18 protein-coding genes are annotated in these 16,393 nt (G+C 46.2%); 8 read left to right on the forward strand and 10 right to left on the reverse strand.

What is annotated here, in order from left to right:
• The first annotated feature begins 174 nt into the window (after nucleotides 1-174).
• The gene (locus RUW00_RS12940; RefSeq protein WP_007408662.1) at nucleotides 175-732 is read left to right on the forward strand and encodes a YufK family protein; all 558 of its coding nucleotides are present in this window, start codon (nucleotides 175-177) and stop codon (nucleotides 730-732) included.
• A 14-nt stretch (nucleotides 733-746) separates the two neighbouring features.
• On the opposite strand, the gene RUW00_RS12945 is transcribed toward RUW00_RS12940, so the two are convergent.
• The 3 genes from RUW00_RS12945 to RUW00_RS12955 form a co-directional block, all read right to left on the reverse strand.
• A complete protein-coding gene (locus tag RUW00_RS12945; RefSeq protein WP_014305710.1) occupies nucleotides 747-1,160 on the reverse strand; it encodes a thiol-disulfide oxidoreductase DCC family protein in 414 nt (137 codons plus the stop codon).
• A 21-nt stretch (nucleotides 1,161-1,181) separates the two neighbouring features.
• Nucleotides 1,182-3,056, reverse strand: coding sequence for a transglycosylase domain-containing protein (locus tag RUW00_RS12950; protein WP_014418753.1), 1,875 nt, complete (start codon nucleotides 3,054-3,056; stop codon nucleotides 1,182-1,184).
• 89 nt (nucleotides 3,057-3,145) lie between these two features.
• Entirely contained in the window at nucleotides 3,146-4,390 is a 1,245-nt protein-coding gene (locus RUW00_RS12955; RefSeq protein ID WP_014418752.1) for a multidrug efflux MFS transporter, read from the reverse strand.
• A gap of 151 nt (nucleotides 4,391-4,541) precedes the next feature.
• On the opposite strand from RUW00_RS12955, the gene kapD reads away from it, so the two are divergent.
• On the forward strand, nucleotides 4,542-5,159 hold the full coding sequence (gene kapD, locus RUW00_RS12960; RefSeq protein WP_029575323.1) for a 3'-5' exonuclease KapD: 618 nt from the start codon (nucleotides 4,542-4,544) through the stop codon (nucleotides 5,157-5,159).
• Between the two features lie 24 nt (nucleotides 5,160-5,183).
• Here kapD and kapB read toward each other — a convergent pair whose 3' ends face one another.
• The 3 genes from kapB to RUW00_RS12975 form a co-directional block, all read right to left on the reverse strand.
• A complete protein-coding gene (gene kapB, locus RUW00_RS12965) occupies nucleotides 5,184-5,570 on the reverse strand; it encodes a kinase-associated lipoprotein KapB (protein WP_280144582.1) in 387 nt (128 codons plus the stop codon).
• A 47-nt stretch (nucleotides 5,571-5,617) separates the two neighbouring features.
• Nucleotides 5,618-6,901 carry a sensor histidine kinase gene (locus RUW00_RS12970; protein ID WP_071181948.1) on the reverse strand — a complete coding sequence of 428 codons (1,284 nt, stop codon included), beginning with the start codon at nucleotides 6,899-6,901 and terminating at the stop codon, nucleotides 5,618-5,620.
• A 122-nt stretch (nucleotides 6,902-7,023) separates the two neighbouring features.
• Nucleotides 7,024-8,187, reverse strand: coding sequence for a MalY/PatB family protein (locus RUW00_RS12975; RefSeq protein ID WP_021495357.1), 1,164 nt, complete (start codon nucleotides 8,185-8,187; stop codon nucleotides 7,024-7,026).
• 86 nt (nucleotides 8,188-8,273) lie between these two features.
• Here RUW00_RS12975 and RUW00_RS12980 point away from each other — a divergent pair, with 86 nt between their 5' ends.
• Entirely contained in the window at nucleotides 8,274-8,534 is a 261-nt protein-coding gene (locus RUW00_RS12980) for a DUF1871 family protein (RefSeq protein WP_014418748.1), read from the forward strand.
• Between the two features lie 24 nt (nucleotides 8,535-8,558).
• Here RUW00_RS12980 and RUW00_RS12985 read toward each other — a convergent pair whose 3' ends face one another.
• On the reverse strand, nucleotides 8,559-9,380 hold the full coding sequence (locus RUW00_RS12985; protein WP_032876825.1) for an alpha/beta fold hydrolase: 822 nt from the start codon (nucleotides 9,378-9,380) through the stop codon (nucleotides 8,559-8,561).
• 152 nt (nucleotides 9,381-9,532) lie between these two features.
• On the opposite strand from RUW00_RS12985, the gene RUW00_RS12990 reads away from it, so the two are divergent.
• The 3 genes from RUW00_RS12990 to yugI all read left to right on the forward strand — a co-directional run bounded on the left by RUW00_RS12990 (nucleotide 9,533) and on the right by yugI (nucleotide 11,792).
• Complete coding sequence (locus RUW00_RS12990) at nucleotides 9,533-10,033, forward strand: Lrp/AsnC family transcriptional regulator (protein ID WP_003152098.1); 501 nt, start codon at nucleotides 9,533-9,535, stop codon at nucleotides 10,031-10,033.
• Nucleotides 10,034-11,203, forward strand: coding sequence for an aminotransferase (locus RUW00_RS12995; protein WP_315956626.1), 1,170 nt, complete (start codon nucleotides 10,034-10,036; stop codon nucleotides 11,201-11,203).
• A gap of 196 nt (nucleotides 11,204-11,399) precedes the next feature.
• Entirely contained in the window at nucleotides 11,400-11,792 is a 393-nt protein-coding gene (gene yugI / locus RUW00_RS13000; protein ID WP_007408653.1) for a S1 domain-containing post-transcriptional regulator GSP13, read from the forward strand.
• A 47-nt stretch (nucleotides 11,793-11,839) separates the two neighbouring features.
• Here yugI and RUW00_RS13005 read toward each other — a convergent pair whose 3' ends face one another.
• On the reverse strand, nucleotides 11,840-12,076 hold the full coding sequence (locus tag RUW00_RS13005) for a DUF378 domain-containing protein (protein WP_003152104.1): 237 nt from the start codon (nucleotides 12,074-12,076) through the stop codon (nucleotides 11,840-11,842).
• A gap of 230 nt (nucleotides 12,077-12,306) precedes the next feature.
• Between RUW00_RS13005 and RUW00_RS13010 the strand changes: the two genes are divergently transcribed.
• Together RUW00_RS13010 and RUW00_RS13015 are read left to right on the forward strand one after the other, a co-directional pair.
• Entirely contained in the window at nucleotides 12,307-13,470 is a 1,164-nt protein-coding gene (locus tag RUW00_RS13010; protein WP_017419408.1) for an iron-containing alcohol dehydrogenase, read from the forward strand.
• Nucleotides 13,471-13,556: 86 nt separating this feature from the next.
• Nucleotides 13,557-14,729 carry an iron-containing alcohol dehydrogenase gene (locus tag RUW00_RS13015; RefSeq protein WP_003152109.1) on the forward strand — a complete coding sequence of 391 codons (1,173 nt, stop codon included), beginning with the start codon at nucleotides 13,557-13,559 and terminating at the stop codon, nucleotides 14,727-14,729.
• 215 nt (nucleotides 14,730-14,944) lie between these two features.
• On the opposite strand, the gene ycaC is transcribed toward RUW00_RS13015, so the two are convergent.
• Together ycaC and RUW00_RS13025 are read right to left on the reverse strand one after the other, a co-directional pair.
• Nucleotides 14,945-15,589, reverse strand: a complete 645-nt coding sequence (ycaC, locus tag RUW00_RS13020) for an isochorismate family cysteine hydrolase YcaC (RefSeq protein ID WP_014418745.1) — start codon at nucleotides 15,587-15,589, stop codon at nucleotides 14,945-14,947.
• 125 nt (nucleotides 15,590-15,714) lie between these two features.
• Nucleotides 15,715-16,281, reverse strand: a complete 567-nt coding sequence (locus tag RUW00_RS13025; RefSeq protein ID WP_280144581.1) for an NADPH-dependent FMN reductase — start codon at nucleotides 16,279-16,281, stop codon at nucleotides 15,715-15,717.
• Nucleotides 16,282-16,393 lie beyond the last annotated feature (112 nt).

Below are 16,393 nucleotides of genomic sequence, written 5' to 3' on the forward strand. Positions count from 1 at the left end.
AACAGCCTTCCTTACGTTTATCATTCCCGCGTTCTACTTTACTCCGAAAAAGCCGGTTTGTGAAGATCAGGCCCTTATTTCGTAAAAGTGAGGAAAAATGGTATTTTTTATCTTGTCAATGTGTTTTAAGTCCTCCATAATAAGTGAGGTAGATTACAGAAAGGGACTTTTTATATGAAAAATACTTATTGGACGGGTTATTTTCCGCTCGTTGCGATTCTGCTTTTTAGTTCGTCATTATCCATTTCTACCTCGCTTTATGTCATGAAGATACTTCAGACGCTCGGCATGTATCAGGGGATGCTGGATTATTTCTCTGAGAAAGGGATCAGACTGGCGCTTTTTGCAGCGTTCGCCCTTGTGTATTTTATGCTTTTTTCGGCTTTGAAGCTGATTGCAAACACAGTGACAGAGCTGTCTCTTTTGTTTTTCACAAATGACCCTGAGGGGGACAATCTGAAAAAAATCAGATTAGGCTCTTTAATTTATGTAGGCGGAGGAATTCTTTCCTTTGCGCTCGTGCAGAATGGTTTTTGGATTGCGGCGTTATTTGCCGTTGTTACGCTCGTTTATTTGATTTTCATGGTGTACAGAATCTATTCGACACTCTCTATCGTTTCGCTGATCGGTTTTATATTGCTTGAGATTCTGTTTTGGTTTACTTTTGTTATCGGTATTTTGTACATCTTTATCAAGCTTTATAATAGCATAATGGCTAGCTTACCTGTGTAAGCTAGCCATTTTTGTTAAGACAGAAATCTGTTTTTGATCTCAGGGGAGGGGAGCATGCATGCTTCCCTTTTTCCGAACCATTTGTAACGGCGCCGGGCGATGAAAGAATAGGCTCTGTCCCTGAGGGGGCGGGGCACTGCGAAAAAAACCGCTGACAGCCGCCAGGCTCCGCGGAGATGACGTGAAACCTTTAACACGGCTGCGGATTTTTTGTATATCCGCCCGTTTTCGATAAAAATCATGCTGTCAAATTGTTCTGTCGGAAGTCCTTCTGATGCCAAAAGCTCCCGGGCGGTATCTGATTGCAATGAAGCAAATGAGATTTTGCCGGCCGGATCGCGTTTAATGATGAATTGAACGGCGCCGCTGCATAAGTTGCAGACGCCGTCAAACAAAAGCACGCGGTCCGGAAGCTGAGCTGGTTTCAAAGCGGATCCCCTCCGTTATCTTTAGTAAGCTGCCTGCAGCGTGTTTTTCCAGATCGAAAGCTGAGGGCTTGCGTCATGAAGGTATTCGACGCTTGACGGTGTATCCTTGCCGACCCATACCCCCATCGTATAAGCGTCCGTCAGGCCGACAAACCACATATCGTGATAGTCATTTGACGTTCCTGATTTTCCGCCGACGTACGGAGCTTTAAAGTTCGCTTTCTTTCCTGTACCGCTTTTGACGACGGCTTTCATCATTTCTTTGATCTGCATGTTGGTCCGCACGCTGAATACCTGCGTCGGCTCATCTTTCCATTTTAATATCGTTTTTCCTTTTAAATCAGTCACTTTTGTAATCGCGTGACTCGGCGTATAAACGCCGTTGTTGCCGAACGTGGTGTACGCATTGGTCATTTCAAGCGGCGTCATGCCGTTTGTAAAACCGCCCAGCGCCGCAGGCAGACGGTAATCCGCGCTGACCAGCTTCGCGAAATGAAACGGTTCAAGGTAGCTGAACGCCTTATTGACGCCGACGCGGTCCATGATTCTGATGGCCGGTGTGTTGTACGAGTATTTAAACGCCGTTTCCAGCGTGACCGTGCCGTACGTGCGGTTATTATAGTTCTGCGGGCAGTAATCCGCACTGCAGAATTTGCTTGCGTCAATCTTGCTGTGTGGCGTTGCGCCGGTCTTTTCAATGTAAGGTCCGTAATCAAGCAGCGGCTTAATGGATGAACCGGGTTGTCTGTATGCTTGATAGGCGCGGTTGAAATCATATTTATGATAATCTTTCCCGCCTGAAAGCGCGATAATCTGATGCGTCTGATGATTAATCACGGCCGCTCCGCCCTGAACGCCTGCATACGGCAGATTTTGATTCACTTGGGCGACGACCTGGTTTTGCATATACGGATTCAGCGCCGTATAAATCTTCACGCCGTCTTTTAACAATGTGCTGACCCTGTCGGAAAGCTCACTCTGTATTTTTTGTTTCGCCTTTCCGGAAGCTTTTTCAAGACGTTTGTCATAGCCTTCGGATGAGGAAACAAGCTGTGTGAATTCATCATTTACATAGGAAACATAGTCAGGATATTTATTTGTTTTTTCGTTTATATCAAGCTTGATTTTTTCCTTTTCGGCTTTTTTCAGCTGTTTCCCGGATATAACACCTGCTTTTTTTAATCCATTGAGCAATCTGACTTGTCGTTTTTTCGTGTAGTCAAAATGCTTGAGAGGATCATATAATGTAGGGTTATTAGGGATAGCGCAGATAAAGGCCATCTCTCCCAAAGTGAGAGATTTCAGCGGCTTGCTGAAATAAAATTGTGCCGCCGAACCGACGCCGTATACGCCGTTATTAAAATAAATCGTATTTAAGTAGCCTTCTAAAATCTCATCTTTGCTGTATTTTTTCTCAAGCTGATAGGAATAGGCCAGCTCCGTCAGTTTTCGGCTGAAGGTGCGTTCATGGCTTAAATACACATTCCTTGCCAGCTGCTGGGTGATGGTGCTGGCGCCCTGATCAATTTTATGATCTTTGAAATTGGAGGCGGCCGCCCTGACCATCCCCATAAAGTCAAACCCTTTATGCTCATAAAAATGACGGTCTTCAGAGGTTAAAAACAGCTGTTTTACCTCATTCGGTATTTTATTAAAGGGCACAATCACGCGGTTCTCATGATCGCTGACAATCTCAGAAACAAGGCTTCCGTCCCTGTCATACATGTAACTGTTTTGAACCAGGTTGATCGCTTTTAAATCAATATGTTTATCGAGCACCTGATCAAAAGGCTTGATTTGTTTTACCTCTTTGCCGGAAGCAATAACTGTAAATGCAAACAACGGGATAATGCCGAGCAGCAAAATCCATCCGATTATTTTACGTACCATGGTCACTCTCTTTTCTCCTGATTTCTAGCCATATCGTATCATTCTTTTAAGAATACGAGAAGGTTAAATTTAGAAGAAATCGTGATCGCTGCCGGTCAGCCCGCATTTGACGCTGTATCCTTTTGCAAATGTCCCGCCATCCATAAAAGCCCCGCGCCTATTAAAAAGAGAAAGGCGGTGACGTAGAAAGCAGCCGAAATGGAAAAACCGCTCGAGACCGCACCTCCGAGCAGAGGGCCGAGCACATTTCCGAGAAAACGAAAGCTGACGTTATAGCCGAGCACCTCTCCCTGGATGCTGCCCGGCGCCCTGACGCGGATCGCGGCCGTAATGCAGGGGAGCGTGCCGCCCATGACCATGCCGAACAGAAATCTGAAGACTAACAGAATGGAGAGGGAGGAGGCGAGCGCCTGCGGAATGAAAAACACCGCTGAGGCAATCAAAAGCACGATTAAGATCCGGCTGTGGCCGAAGCGGTCGCCGAAGTCCCCCCATTTCCGGGCAAGCAATAAGCTTCCGAGTCCGGTCGCTGAAAACGCCATTCCGGAGAAAAAGGCTAAATTAACAGGTCCGTGCAGCTCATTGACATATAAAGCGAGCAGCGGCTGGATGCTGAAATTGCCGGTCTGCACGATCATAGTAAGCACCATCATCGCCCAAAGCGCGGGCTGGTGAAAAATATAGGAGAGCACCTGTTTTCTGGAATAGGTTTTCCGCTTGTTTTGTTTCTCGCCGAGCGGCTGCTCATTGACCTGAAATAAAACGAGAAGCACAGATGCGAAAATGACAAAGGACGTAATAAAAAATGTGTACGTAAACCCGAAGCTGTCAGCGAGCAGCCCGCCCAGCATCGGTCCGAATAAAGTTCCTGACACCTGACCCATCTGCAGCGTGCCGAGCGTCTTCCCGGCAGTCTCTTTCGGCGTCTGCGCCGAAATCATGGCAAGCGATGTCGGAACAAAGCCTGTTACTAGACCCATAAGCAGCCGCAGGACAAACAGCTGATAAACGGATGTCACAAACCCCATCAATAAAATGCTGATGGCAATGCCGGTTCCTGTAATCAAGAGAATTTTTTTGTAGCCGCGCTTATCGCCGAATCTTCCCCAAAACGGGGAAATCACAAATGCCATTAAAAACGTGACGCCGAACACATACCCGCTCCATCTCTGCACATACCCGCCCGAATGGGGGCTGATCGTTTCGATATATAACGAAAGAAACGGAACAATCATGGTCATGCTGGCGGAAATAAAGAAATTTGTAATCCAAATGACGACGAAGTTCTTCTTACGGACAGAAATAACATCACCTTCTTTACTTTTCGTGTATCTAATCATTAGTATATAGGAATGAATCCGGTATTTGTATTTTCGATGCGGATATAGGAAAATTCATTATTTTTAGAAAATGAAGAAAGTTTCAGAGGGGAAACTGATATACTATCATAAAATATCATTTTTGATCGGAGGAAAGGCAGGTGTAAAAAAAGTGGATCAGCGCAGTCTGCTCATTATTGATTTTGAATTTACAATGCCTGACGGAAAATACAGCCCGCAAAATTTCTTTCCCGAGATTATTGAAGCGGGGATTGTCAAGACGGTGAATGATGAAGTGACTGAAACGTTTTCGAGTTATATCAAACCGAAAAAATTTCCGAAGCTGACGAAACGATGCAAAACCTTTCTGAACATCACCCAAAAAGACGTGGACGGCGGAATCACGTTTAATGAATTCATCCGCAAATTAAATGAGCTTGATCCTGATAAAAACTGCACGATCGTCACCTGGGGCAATATGGATATGAAAGTGTTAAAGCAAAATTGCATGTTTAACCACATCCCTTTTCCGTTCAAAGGAGAACTTCGGGATCTGTCCCTTGAATACAAAAACTTCTTCGGCGACAGAACATTGACCGGCCTTTGGAAAGCGGCAGAAGAGTATGGCGATAAAGGGACGGGCACGCATCATAAAGCGCTGGATGATGCGCAGACGACATACAAATTATTCAAGCTTGTCGAGCGGGATAAACAATATCTTGAAAAACCGAAACCTCCGACGATCGGTGATCGCGTCGATCTGACTGAACTGTTTCGCCGGGCCACATAAAAAAACCCAATCATGCCGACTGGGTCAAGTTCTTTTAAAATAGTCACGCTCTAACGCGGCCAAGTTGGCGAGCGAACGTTCCGCCCATTCTGAGCCGTCCGCTGTAAGCTGATCTTTCAGCCGGGCAGACGCCGCTTGTAAGGAAGCCGTATAATCAGGCACCTCGCCATCAAACGGTTTGATCATCTGATGCGGTATGTTTGTCTGTTCCCCGAATGCAAGCGCTCTTCTTTCATGAAAAAACGGAACATCCGCCTGCTTCGGATGATGAAGATCTCCTTGAGCGGGATGCGTCAGAACGGCTTTAATTTTCACTAAATAGTGATTGGGCCTGACGTCTGTCACTTCCCCTATGTATGCTCCTGTTTTATAAAATCCTTTTACGATTGTGCCGATTTCAAACGTATTCATAGCGTTCACCTCTCTCTAGTTATTCTATAAAAGATCAACGCGGTTGGCTAGTGAACAGCTGCCGGAAGCCTGACTGAGGCCGTTGTGCCCGAGTGCTCGCCGCTGGTGAAACAGACGGAGCCTTCATGATGCTGAATAATCGAGAATGTTACGGTAAGCCCGAGCCCGGTGCCGTTCGTTTTCAGCGTATAATACGGCTTGCCGAGTTTCTGCAGTTCTTCATCGGACATGCCGATTCCGTTATCCGTAATCTGAATGAGAATCATCTCTTCCTGTTTTTGGACGGAGACCTCGATTCGGCCGTTTTCAGAGGGCACGGCTTCAATACTGTTTTTAATCAGATTAATGAAGGCCTGTTTCAGTTTTTTTACATCGCCGAACACATATAAATCAGGCTCGCTTCGAACCGTAACGGTCACCGATTTAAAATGGGCATAAGACTCCATTAAGGAACCTGTTTCCTTTACGAGCAGAGAAATATCAAACTTTTCTTTTTCATAGTCATCCTGCTTCGCCATATCGAGATAATTCGTAATGATCGTCTGAGCCCGGTCGAGTTCGGACAGCACAAGTTTCTGATATCCGGAGTGGGATTTGTCCTGAAGCTGCTCGCCGCTGAACAGCAGCTGCACAAAACCTCTGACGACCGTAAGCGGATTGCGGACTTCATGGGCGACGCTTGCCGCAAGCTCGCTGACGACGGCCATTTTTTCTGAGTGAATCAGCCTTGCCCGCATGGACGCATTCTCATCAATGATCTCAATCAAATAAATGCACAGCAAAAGGGCGCTGACTTGAAAAAAAACAGATACTGCCGCCTCATAATAAAAGGAAGGTAGATTTTGGAAATTGAAAATATTGGTCGCGGAATAGATGAAGACAGATGCGGTTAATAAGGCGGTTTCAGTGCAGCCGATGAGAAGAGCGAAAAGCAGTTTCTTCCGCTTTGAAAAAAAAGGCCATTTCGTTTGGAGCTGGATAGGGATGATGATTAAAAAAGGAATTAAGGATAAGAAAAAAAGAGCGGAAGGTTCAAACCATATGAGCTGAAAAAAAACGGATGCCGCCCCTGCGGCAAGTCCTGCGCCGGTACCGGAATAAAGCAGGCAGACGATAATGGGAATCAGCTGCAAACCGTAACGGACGGAATGAAGCTCCTGGATGGGAAAAGCCGTACATAATAAGGAAGATGACGCTGCAAATACGGCGACCAGCAGGCGGTTCGCTCTCGGCACAAGCAAATCGGGCTTGCTGAGCCAGAAGACTTGATAAAGAAAAATAGGGAATAAAATAAAAGAGAAGTGAAGCAGGTAATCCTTTACAATCTCCATTTATGCGAAATCCTTTCCTATGTAAATATGAATCTATTATAACATCTTTACCGGAAAAAAAAGTATATATTTCTCTAAAGCGAACGCCCTTATCTCATCTGATAAAGGCGTTCTTTCCGCTGCTAAGCGAGCGCTGCTTTCATTCTCTCAAGCCCTTCTTTTACGGCGGCGGCTGAACAGCCGACATTAAGTCTCATAAATCCTTCGCCGCCCGGTCCGTATTTTGTTCCCGGCTCTAATATGATTTTCCCTTTTTTGAGCATTCTTTCTTTGAGCTCGGCATCCGAAAATCCGTACTCGCTGAAATCCATCCAGATCAAATAGGAAGCGTCAGGCTTCATCATACGGACTTTCGGCAATTCTTGTCTTAAAAAGTCCTCAGCCAATTTCATATTCCCTTCAATGTAAGGAATCAGCGCGTCAAGCCAAGGGCCTCCCTTTGTATAAGCCGCTTCGATTGCTGCAACCGCAAATGTGTTGAGGCTGGAAATCCCGTTCTGATGCAATGCGGCGGAGAATTTCGCCCGCTTATACCGATCGGGAATGATAATGGCGGATGCCTGAATGCCGGCAATATTAAACGTCTTGCTCGGCGCGACACAAGTAACGGAAATCCGCGCAAACTCCTCAGACAGAGAAGCGAAAGGCGTATGCGGCTTTCCGTACAGCATCAAGTCGGAATGTATCTCGTCAGAAACGACGGTGACGTTATGGGCGGCGCACAGCGATCCGAGCTTCATAAGCTCATCCCGGCTCCACGCTCTGCCGGACGGATTGTGGGGGTTACAAAGAATCATCAGCTTGACCTCAGAATCGTTCAGCTTTTTCTCAAGATCCTCAAAATCCATACAGTAGACGCCGTTTTCTTCCCGTAATGGGTTATGTAAAACCTGCCGTTTGTTTTCCTTGATCATCTGATAAAAAGGCGTATACACCGGTGATTGAATCAACACCGGATCGCCCGGTTCGGTAAAGGCTTGTACGGCCATGCTGATTGCCGTGACAACACCGGGACTGAACGCGATGCTTGCGGGATCGGGCCGGTAGCCGTGCCGCGTCTCAAGCCATGAAGCGACGGCTTCTCTTGTGTTTTCGTCAGGAGACGTATAACCGAATATGCCGTGGTCAAGGCGGGCTTTTAAGGCGTCAGTGACCGCTTCGGGAGCGCGGAAATCCATATCGGCAACCCACATCGGAAGCGCATCCGATACGCCGAATAACGCTTCCGCCTTGTCCCATTTCACCGATTGTGTGCCAAGACGGTTTTCTCGAAGATCAAAGTTCATGTATGTCACTCCTGTAGTATCATTATTTTGCACAGCGTATCTATGATAAAATAGAATTGCAAACTTTATTATAAGCGGTGATGAAAATGGAAGAAAGCCAAGCGGTCATGGAAATGATGAAAATCATTGCCAAGTGGGACCCGTTTAAATATGGAGAAGATTTTTATGAGACAGAAGCCGTCGACATCGTTCAGGCCGTCTACAGTGAAGACCGTGCCGACAAGCTGGCAGCAGCCATTCAGGATATCTTTGAAGCTTCATTTGAGCAAAAGCTTCCGATCGAAGGCTGCCAAAAGGCCGCCGAGCAGCTTCTGTCCATAAAAGAAAGCAGCTCCTGCACCCCTTAAAAACCGGCGGTTCCGCCGGTTTTTTTATTGAATAAATTCAAAAATCCGCTCCGAAACAAACTCCGGGCGCTCTTCGGGTACGAGGTGCCCCGTATCCTTCAGTGAATACAGAATGGAATCCGGCAGGTCGTCATGAAGCCGTTTTCCGACTGAGACCGGAACGACCCGGTCTTCTTCTCCCCAGATTAAAAGAGCGGGGTTTTGCACTTTCTTCAAATCTTCGGGCTTTAAATCGCCCTCCCTGTGTCTGATAAACCTTGTCATCGCTTTGAAAATCTGGCGGTCTGTAAATGGTTTTTCGTAACCGTCAATCATTTCCTGATCGATAAGCGTCCGGTCGTGAACGACATTTAACAGGTTGTTCAGCACGCCGTCTTTTGAAAGCCAATACTTAAGGTACAGGTCAAAACAAGGGAGATGCGTCCCGAATATAATCGACGGGTGCGAGCGCTTTAAATACCCCGAGCTGCACAACAGGACGATTTTAGAAAAAAGCTCGGGTCTGAGAAGAGACGCGGATAAGGAAATCTGGCCGCCCATTGAATGGCCGATGAGTGCGGCCCGGCTGATACCGAGCTTTTCCAGAAGTCCGATCAGAAGCTTGGCGAGGTTTGCGTAAGTATATACGAAAGTCCGTGACTTTTCCGATTGCCCGAAAGGAGGCAGGTCAACGGCGATAATATCATAATGGTTTCTGAGCAGCGGGATCAGTTTTCTGAAGCTGAATGCCGAAGATAAAAAACCGTGTACGCAGACGAGTGTCTGTCTGCCGGGATTTTCATAATGCTCGTAATACAGCTCAACTCCGTCTATCGCGGCCCGTTTAATCGGTGAAACAGCTTCCATGAGAGCCTTCGCCTTCCTTTCTTTGTTGTAATGTAAAGGCTTTTTTAATTGTCAGATTTTAGCTCCGGTTTCTTTCGGGTTTTTCTTAGCATTTGTCGAAAATCGTGATATAATGTCATGAAGATTTTTGATAATGCAAAGGTGTGAAACGTATGAAGCTGACCGAAAAAGAAACAGAAATATTAGAAATTTTAGACGAAAACAGCCGCGTTGATGCGGAAACGATTGCGAAAATGGCAAACATTCCCGCTGAAGAAGTCAAAAGCATCATTGAAAAGCTTGAAAAGGAAAAAGTCATCATTGATTATGCGGCGATGATCGACTGGCGCAAAGTCGACGGTTTGGAAGGCGTCACGGCGATGATTGACGTAAAAGTCACTCCGAAACGAAATGTCGGCTTTGATGAAGTCGCTGAGCGGATATACAGATTCCAGGAAGTTGAATCAGTGTACCTGATGTCAGGGGTGTATGACTTATCCGTCGTTATTCGCGGCAACACGATGTCAGACGTGGCAAGCTTCGTGTCTGAAAAATTGTCCACCCTTGAGTCTGTCGTTTCCACGACAACGCACTTTATCCTGAAAAAATATAAGCATGACGGCAAAGTCTTTGAAAGCGGAGACGATGACAAAAGAATCGTGGTGTCTCCGTAAATGGAAACGAAGACTTCTTATTTATCTGACTACGTGCAGCAGATTAAACCGTCAGGCATCCGCAAATTCTTTGATCTGGCCGCTACGATGGAAGGTGTCATTTCACTGGGAGTGGGAGAGCCTGACTTTGTGACGGCCTGGAACGTGAGGGAAGCGAGTATTCTTTCTTTAGAACAGGGTTATACGGCTTATACGGCAAATGCGGGTCTTTATGAACTGAGAGAAGAAATCAGCCGCTACTTAGATCAGCGGTTCGGCCTGAGTTATTCGCCTGACAGTGAACTGATCGTTACTGTAGGGGCAAGCCAGGCGCTTGATCTCGCTGTCCGCGCCATTATGAATCCCGGGGAGGAAATGTTAATTCCCGAACCGTGTTTTGTCGCATATGAATCACTCGTGACCCTGACGGGGGCGAAGCCGGTGCCGATTCAGACTGTCGCTGCAAAAGGTTTCAAAGCATCCCCAGCCGATTTTGAAGCGGCCCTGACGGACAAAACAAAAGCGCTGCTTCTATGTTCGCCGTCAAATCCGACAGGTTCTGTCTATTCGAAAGAAGAGCTTGAATCCATCGCTGCTTTCGCTGAAAAACACGACTTGATCGTGCTTGCCGATGAAATTTATGCCGAGCTGACGTATGATGAGCCATTCACGAGCATGGGGGCCATCCGCGGCATGAAGGAACGCACGATTCTTATTTCCGGCTTCTCCAAAGCATTTGCCATGACGGGGTGGAGACTCGGATTTACGGCGGCGCCTCCCGTGATCAGGGATGCCATGCTCAAAATTCATCAGCACGCGATGATGTGCGCGCCTTCCATGGCTCAGTACGCGGCGCTTGAAGGGATGAAAAACGGCCAGGAAGACGTCGAAAGAATGAAGAAAAGCTATCGGAGACGCCGAAACCTGATTGTGGAGACATTGAACGAAATCGGACTCGGCTGCCACCACCCCGGCGGAGCATTTTACGCCTTTCCTTCCATTCAGTCGACCGGCATGAGTTCAGAAGAATTCGCGGAACAGCTGCTCATTGAAGAAAAAGTAGCCGTCGTTCCGGGGAATGTGTTCGGCCCGAGCGGCGAAGGCTACATCAGATGTTCCTATGCGACATCCATTGAGCAGATTCAGGAAGCGCTCGTCAGAATCAAACGGTTTGTTGAAAAAAGGGCATAAAAAAAGATACGAACCCGGTTCGCATCCAAATAAAAGGGGGGAATACTAGAAAGCCTTCGTAATCATAGTATACCCCCATTTTTTTGTGCTTAAACATGATCATGTGAAAAAGTTCTCTTTGCGAAAAACAAACTTGTATGATATAATTTTAAATTGCGTATAATCTGTATTTAATTTAACTTAGGAGTTGTTATGAATGGCAGCAAAATTTGAAGTGGGCAGTGTGTACACTGGTAAAGTAACAGGATTACAAGCGTATGGTGCGTTTGTTGCATTAGATGAAGAAACTCAAGGACTTGTTCACATTTCTGAAGTCACTCACGGTTTCGTAAAAGACATTAACGAACACCTTTCTATCGGTGACGAAGTACAAGTAAAAGTACTTGCGGTTGACGAAGAAAAAGGCAAAATCAGCCTTTCTATCCGTGCGACTCAAGCGGCGCCTGAAAGAAAAGAAAGCAAACCAAGAAAACCGAAAGCGGCTCAAGCTTCTGAAGAAACATCTGCTCCGCAAGGTTTCAACACATTGAAAGATAAGCTTGAAGAGTGGATTGAACAGTCCAACCGCAAAGACCTTATCAAAAAATAATCATCAAAAAAAGCACCGGATATGTATGTTCGGTGCTTTTTTTATGTTTATCTGACTTCCGGATTTGCCGCTTCCTCGCGGGATGTTTCTTCGTTCGGCTTAAACAGCAGGCCGAGATTGATCAGACCGGCGATGCCGACAAGACCGTAAATAATCCGCGACAGAGCTGATCCTTGGCCGCCGAAGATGGCTGCTACTAAATCAAATTGGAAAAATCCGATCAGTCCCCAGTTAATAGCGCCGATAATCGTTAATACGAGACAGATACGCTGAATAACACTCATGTAAACAACCTCCTCTATGAATTCGTGAAACAGTTATAGATTGTGACAAAGCAAAGAATCTATGCATACTACATTCTCCGCCGTGTAAATCACACACTGTCTCAAGCTGTACAAGTGCCTTTCCCGGGAAGCCGCTGTCTGTAAACCGTGTGATGTGCCGTCAAAAAAGCGGATTGCTTTACATTGAATGTCATCTTTCTGCATAATATAAATCCAAAGGAGGAGATGTCATGCAAAACTTTACATATTGGAATCCGACCAAATTGATTTTCGGAAAGGGAGAGGTCGAAAAACTTCCTGAAGAAATCAAGCCGTACGGAAAGAACGTACTGCTCGTATACGGAGGCGGCAGCATTAAGCGCAGCGGTCTTTATGATCAAGTAACCGAACTGCTGAAAAAAGCAGGAGTTACCGTACATGAATTGGCAGGCGTAGAGCCGAATCCGCGTGTCTCAACGGTGAACAAAGGTGTTGCGCTCTGTAAAGAAAACAGCATCGATTTCTTATTGGCCGTCGGCGGCGGAAGTGTCATTGACTGCACGAAAGCCATCGCGGCTGGCGCTAAATATGACGGCGACGCGTGGGATATCGTCACGAAAAAACACCAGCCGAAAGAAGCGCTGCCGTTCGGAACAGTGCTGACACTTGCGGCAACCGGTTCAGAGATGAACTCCGGATCAGTCATCACAAACTGGGAGACACAAGAGAAATACGGATGGGGGAGCCCGCTCGTTTACCCTAAATTCTCTATTCTCGATCCGGTAAACACATTTACCGTTCCGAAAGACCACACCATTTACGGCATGGTCGATATGATGAGCCATGTGTTTGAACAATATTTCCACCACACGTCAAACACGCCGTATCAGGACCGGATGTGTGAATCGCTTCTGCGCACGGTGATTGAAACAGCGCCGAAGCTGATCAATGATCTGGAGAACTACGAGCTTCGTGAGACGATTTTATATACAGGCACGATCGCATTAAACGGAATGCTGTCAATGGGCGCAAGAGGGGATTGGGCCACACACAACATCGAGCATGCGGTATCAGCGGTTTACGATATACCGCACGCCGGAGGTTTAGCGATTCTGTTCCCGAACTGGATGAGACATGTGCTCAAAGAAAATCCGGTCCGCTTTAAACAGCTTGCCGTCCGTGTCTTCGATATTGACGAGACAGGCAAATCAGATGAAGAGATCGCACTTGAAGGAATCAGCAAGCTGTCTGATTTCTGGACGAGCCTCGGCGCTCCGAACAGACTCGCTGATTATGATATTTCTGATGAGAAGCTGGATACGATTGCAGATAAAGCGATGGCAAACGGAGCATTCGGACAGTTCAAGTCACTGCAGAAAGAAGACGTGCTTGCGATACTGAAAGCATCATTGTAATAACATAAAGGGGGCGGCCGGATTGGCAGCTCCTTTTTTTCTGTGTTATAGTAATTCCCTTACGATTTTTTTGGAGGTCATGATAAATGGAGAACTTTACTTACTACAATCCGACGAAACTGATTTTCGGAAAAGGTCAAATCGACCAATTGAAAAAAGAGCTGAAGCAATACGGGAAAAACGTGCTGCTTGTTTACGGAGGCGGCAGCATTAAGCGAAACGGCCTGTATGACCAAGTAACAGGCATCTTAAAAGAAGAAGGCGCAACCGTTCATGAGCTTGCGGGCGTTGAACCGAACCCGCGTCTGGAAACGGTAAATAAAGGAATTGAGCTGTGCAGACAGCATGAGATTGATTTCCTTCTCGCAGTCGGCGGCGGAAGTGTCATCGACTGTACAAAAGCGATTGCGGCCGGTGCGAAATATGACGGCGACGCATGGGACATTTACAGCAAAAAAGTAACGGCGCAGGACGCACTCCCATTCGGCACGGTGCTGACGCTTGCGGCGACAGGCTCTGAAATGAACCCTGATTCCGTTATCACAAATTGGGAAACAAACGAAAAATTCGTATGGGGCAGCAATGTCACTCATCCGCGTTTCTCCATTTTAGATCCTGAGAATACTTTCAGCGTTCCGGAAAACCAAACCGTATACGGCATGGTGGATATGATGAGCCACGTATTTGAACAATACTTCCACAATGTTGAAAACACGCCGCTTCAGGACAGAATGTGTTTTGCGGTCCTTCAGACGGTAATTGAAACAGCGCCGAAACTTTTGGAAGACCTTGAGAACTATAAGCACCGTGAAACGATTTTATACGCGGGTACGATCGCATTAAACGGCACGCTGCAAATGGGCTATTTCGGCGATTGGGCTTCCCATACGATGGAGCACGCCGTATCAGCGGTGTATGACATCCCTCACGCGGGAGGACTTGCGATTCTGTTCCCGAACTGGATGAGATACACGCTGGATACAAATGTAGACCGTTTTAAAAACCTCATGCTCAACATGTTTGACATTGATACTGAAGGCAAAACGGATAAAGAAATTGCGCTTGAAGGGATCGATAAATTATCTGCGTTCTGGACAAGCCTCGGCGCGCCGTCCCGCCTTGCGGATTATGACATCGGCGAAGACAAGCTTGAGCTGATTGCAGACATCGCCGCAAAAGAAATGGAATACGGCGGATTCGGCAATTTCCAAAAACTGAACAAAGATGACGTACTTGCCATCTTAAAGGCGTCACTGTAAGATACATTCCCGGCCGGAGTGAAGATGAAATAGATTTTCAAGCTGCAGATGCAATCACATGCTGCGGATTTGACTCCCTGTTTCTGTACATTTAGCAGAAAAGGATTAATTAACTTTGCGATTGCCGATCATCTATTTACACAAAATCTAAATCATGAAGAGCCTTGCTATACTTCGAATTTAAAAAAGGGGCGCTGATTCAATCAGCGCTCCTTTTATGCATTTTGTGTACTAAGGTCCCGCTGAGCCCCCATATAGCTTCCCATTAAGTTTTGATAACCGGGAAGATGACTGGAGATTAATGCGCCAAAACCTTCAACATCGTTGCGCCAATCACGCTGAAGCTCGCATGCTACGCTGAACCAGTTCATAAGCTGCGCGCCGCCATGAGCCATACGGGTTAATGATGCATCTGCTACTTGCTTATTAAACGTCCCCGAAGCATCTGTCACAACAAACACTTCGTAGCCTGCTTTAATGGCAGAAAGCGCAGGAAAAGCAACGCAGACGTCTGTTACCACCCCCGCGATAATCAGCTGTTTTTTGCCAGTCGCTTCAATGGCTTTAACAAAGTCTTCATTGTCCCATGCATTAATTTGTCCGGGACGGGCTATTTTTGGCGCATCAGGAAAGAGATCAACGAGTTCTTGCATGAGCGGTCCGTTGGGTCCGTTTTCAAAGCTGGTTGTTAAAATAACCGGTAAATCAAAGAATTTAGCCGTATCACCGAGAGCCAATACATTGTTCTTAAATTCATCAACGCCATAGTCACGCACGAGACCGGAAATAAGGCCGGTTTGATGGTCAACTAAAAGCACGGCAGCATCATCTTTTGAAAGACGGGAATAAAGATCAGACATTTTATAATCCTCCTTGAATTAAGGCAAGTAAGTTTGTGAATTGAAAACGGTAAAATCTATTCATATGCTGTATAGATAGAAAGTTATTTCTGAGGTGACTTTTCGTGAGGGTGATGATCCTTCAATTAATCTGGAACGGGAACCGGAGCATGATCAATCCAATGGATGAACTGTTGTAAATAGCGTTGAAGATAACGTTTTGTTTGTTCATCCGTAAGTATGTTTTGAGCGGAATCAATTTTCTCATGGACTTGCGAAATCAGCATTTTTTGAAATGGCAAAACATTGACTTGCATAGCTTCGAGTACTTCTCTCATTTGCGTTTGACCAAAGGCAGTACCGAACCCTCCGGGGGTTGCGCCGATTAAGCCAACCGGTTTTCTGTTTAAAACAGAAGAGGTCCGCGGTCTCGATGCCCAGTCCAATGCATTTTTTAATACCCCCGGAATTCCGGAATTGTACTCTGGACTTACAATGATGACGCCGTCAACGTTTTGTATATCAGCTCTAAAGGATGTTACGGAGTCTGGTGCTCCGGCAATTTCTAAATCTTCGTTAAAAAAAGGAAGATTGTCTATTTCAACCCAGCGAAATTGAGCCGCATTATCGAAGTCAATCAGTGATTGAGCAATCACTCGATTATACGAGTTTTTTCGTAAACTTCCGCAAATAAGACCAATGGTTTTAGTCATAAAATCACCTCCCGGTTTAAAATCACTTTCATCTTAACACGATACCCCAAATATAGACACTATTTTTAAAAATGGACATTTATGCCTTAATATGACTGCGCGGCAGTCTCTC

This window comes from Bacillus sp. IS1 (assembly GCF_032461585.1).
In the GTDB taxonomy this organism is placed as follows: Bacteria; Bacillota; Bacilli; order Bacillales; family Bacillaceae; genus Bacillus; species Bacillus velezensis.

Bases quoted from the DNA above. Each gene is read 5' to 3' on its own strand.
- RUW00_RS13005 (WP_003152104.1), bottom strand. From the start codon at position 12,076: ATGAGTGTTATTCAGCGTATCTGTCTCGTATTAACGATTATCGGCGCT.
- RUW00_RS13025 (WP_280144581.1), bottom strand. From the start codon at position 16,281: ATGACTAAAACCATTGGTCTTATTTGCGGAAGTTTACGAAAAAACTCG.
- RUW00_RS12985 (WP_032876825.1), bottom strand. From the start codon at position 9,380: ATGGAAGCTGTTTCACCGATTAAACGGGCCGCGATAGACGGAGTTGAG.
- RUW00_RS12970 (WP_071181948.1), bottom strand. From the start codon at position 6,901: ATGGAGATTGTAAAGGATTACCTGCTTCACTTCTCTTTTATTTTATTC.
- RUW00_RS12940 (WP_007408662.1), top strand. From the start codon at position 175: ATGAAAAATACTTATTGGACGGGTTATTTTCCGCTCGTTGCGATTCTG.
- RUW00_RS12990 (WP_003152098.1), top strand. From the start codon at position 9,533: ATGAAGCTGACCGAAAAAGAAACAGAAATATTAGAAATTTTAGACGAA.
- RUW00_RS12955 (WP_014418752.1), bottom strand. From the start codon at position 4,390: ATGATTAGATACACGAAAAGTAAAGAAGGTGATGTTATTTCTGTCCGT.
- ycaC (WP_014418745.1), bottom strand. From the start codon at position 15,589: ATGTCTGATCTTTATTCCCGTCTTTCAAAAGATGATGCTGCCGTGCTT.
- RUW00_RS13010 (WP_017419408.1), top strand. From the start codon at position 12,307: ATGCAAAACTTTACATATTGGAATCCGACCAAATTGATTTTCGGAAAG.
- kapB (WP_280144582.1), bottom strand. From the start codon at position 5,570: ATGAATACGTTTGAAATCGGCACAATCGTAAAAGGATTTTATAAAACA.
- RUW00_RS12980 (WP_014418748.1), top strand. From the start codon at position 8,274: ATGGAAGAAAGCCAAGCGGTCATGGAAATGATGAAAATCATTGCCAAG.
- RUW00_RS12975 (WP_021495357.1), bottom strand. From the start codon at position 8,187: ATGAACTTTGATCTTCGAGAAAACCGTCTTGGCACACAATCGGTGAAA.
- yugI (WP_007408653.1), top strand. From the start codon at position 11,400: ATGGCAGCAAAATTTGAAGTGGGCAGTGTGTACACTGGTAAAGTAACA.
- RUW00_RS13015 (WP_003152109.1), top strand. From the start codon at position 13,557: ATGGAGAACTTTACTTACTACAATCCGACGAAACTGATTTTCGGAAAA.
- RUW00_RS12995 (WP_315956626.1), top strand. From the start codon at position 10,034: ATGGAAACGAAGACTTCTTATTTATCTGACTACGTGCAGCAGATTAAA.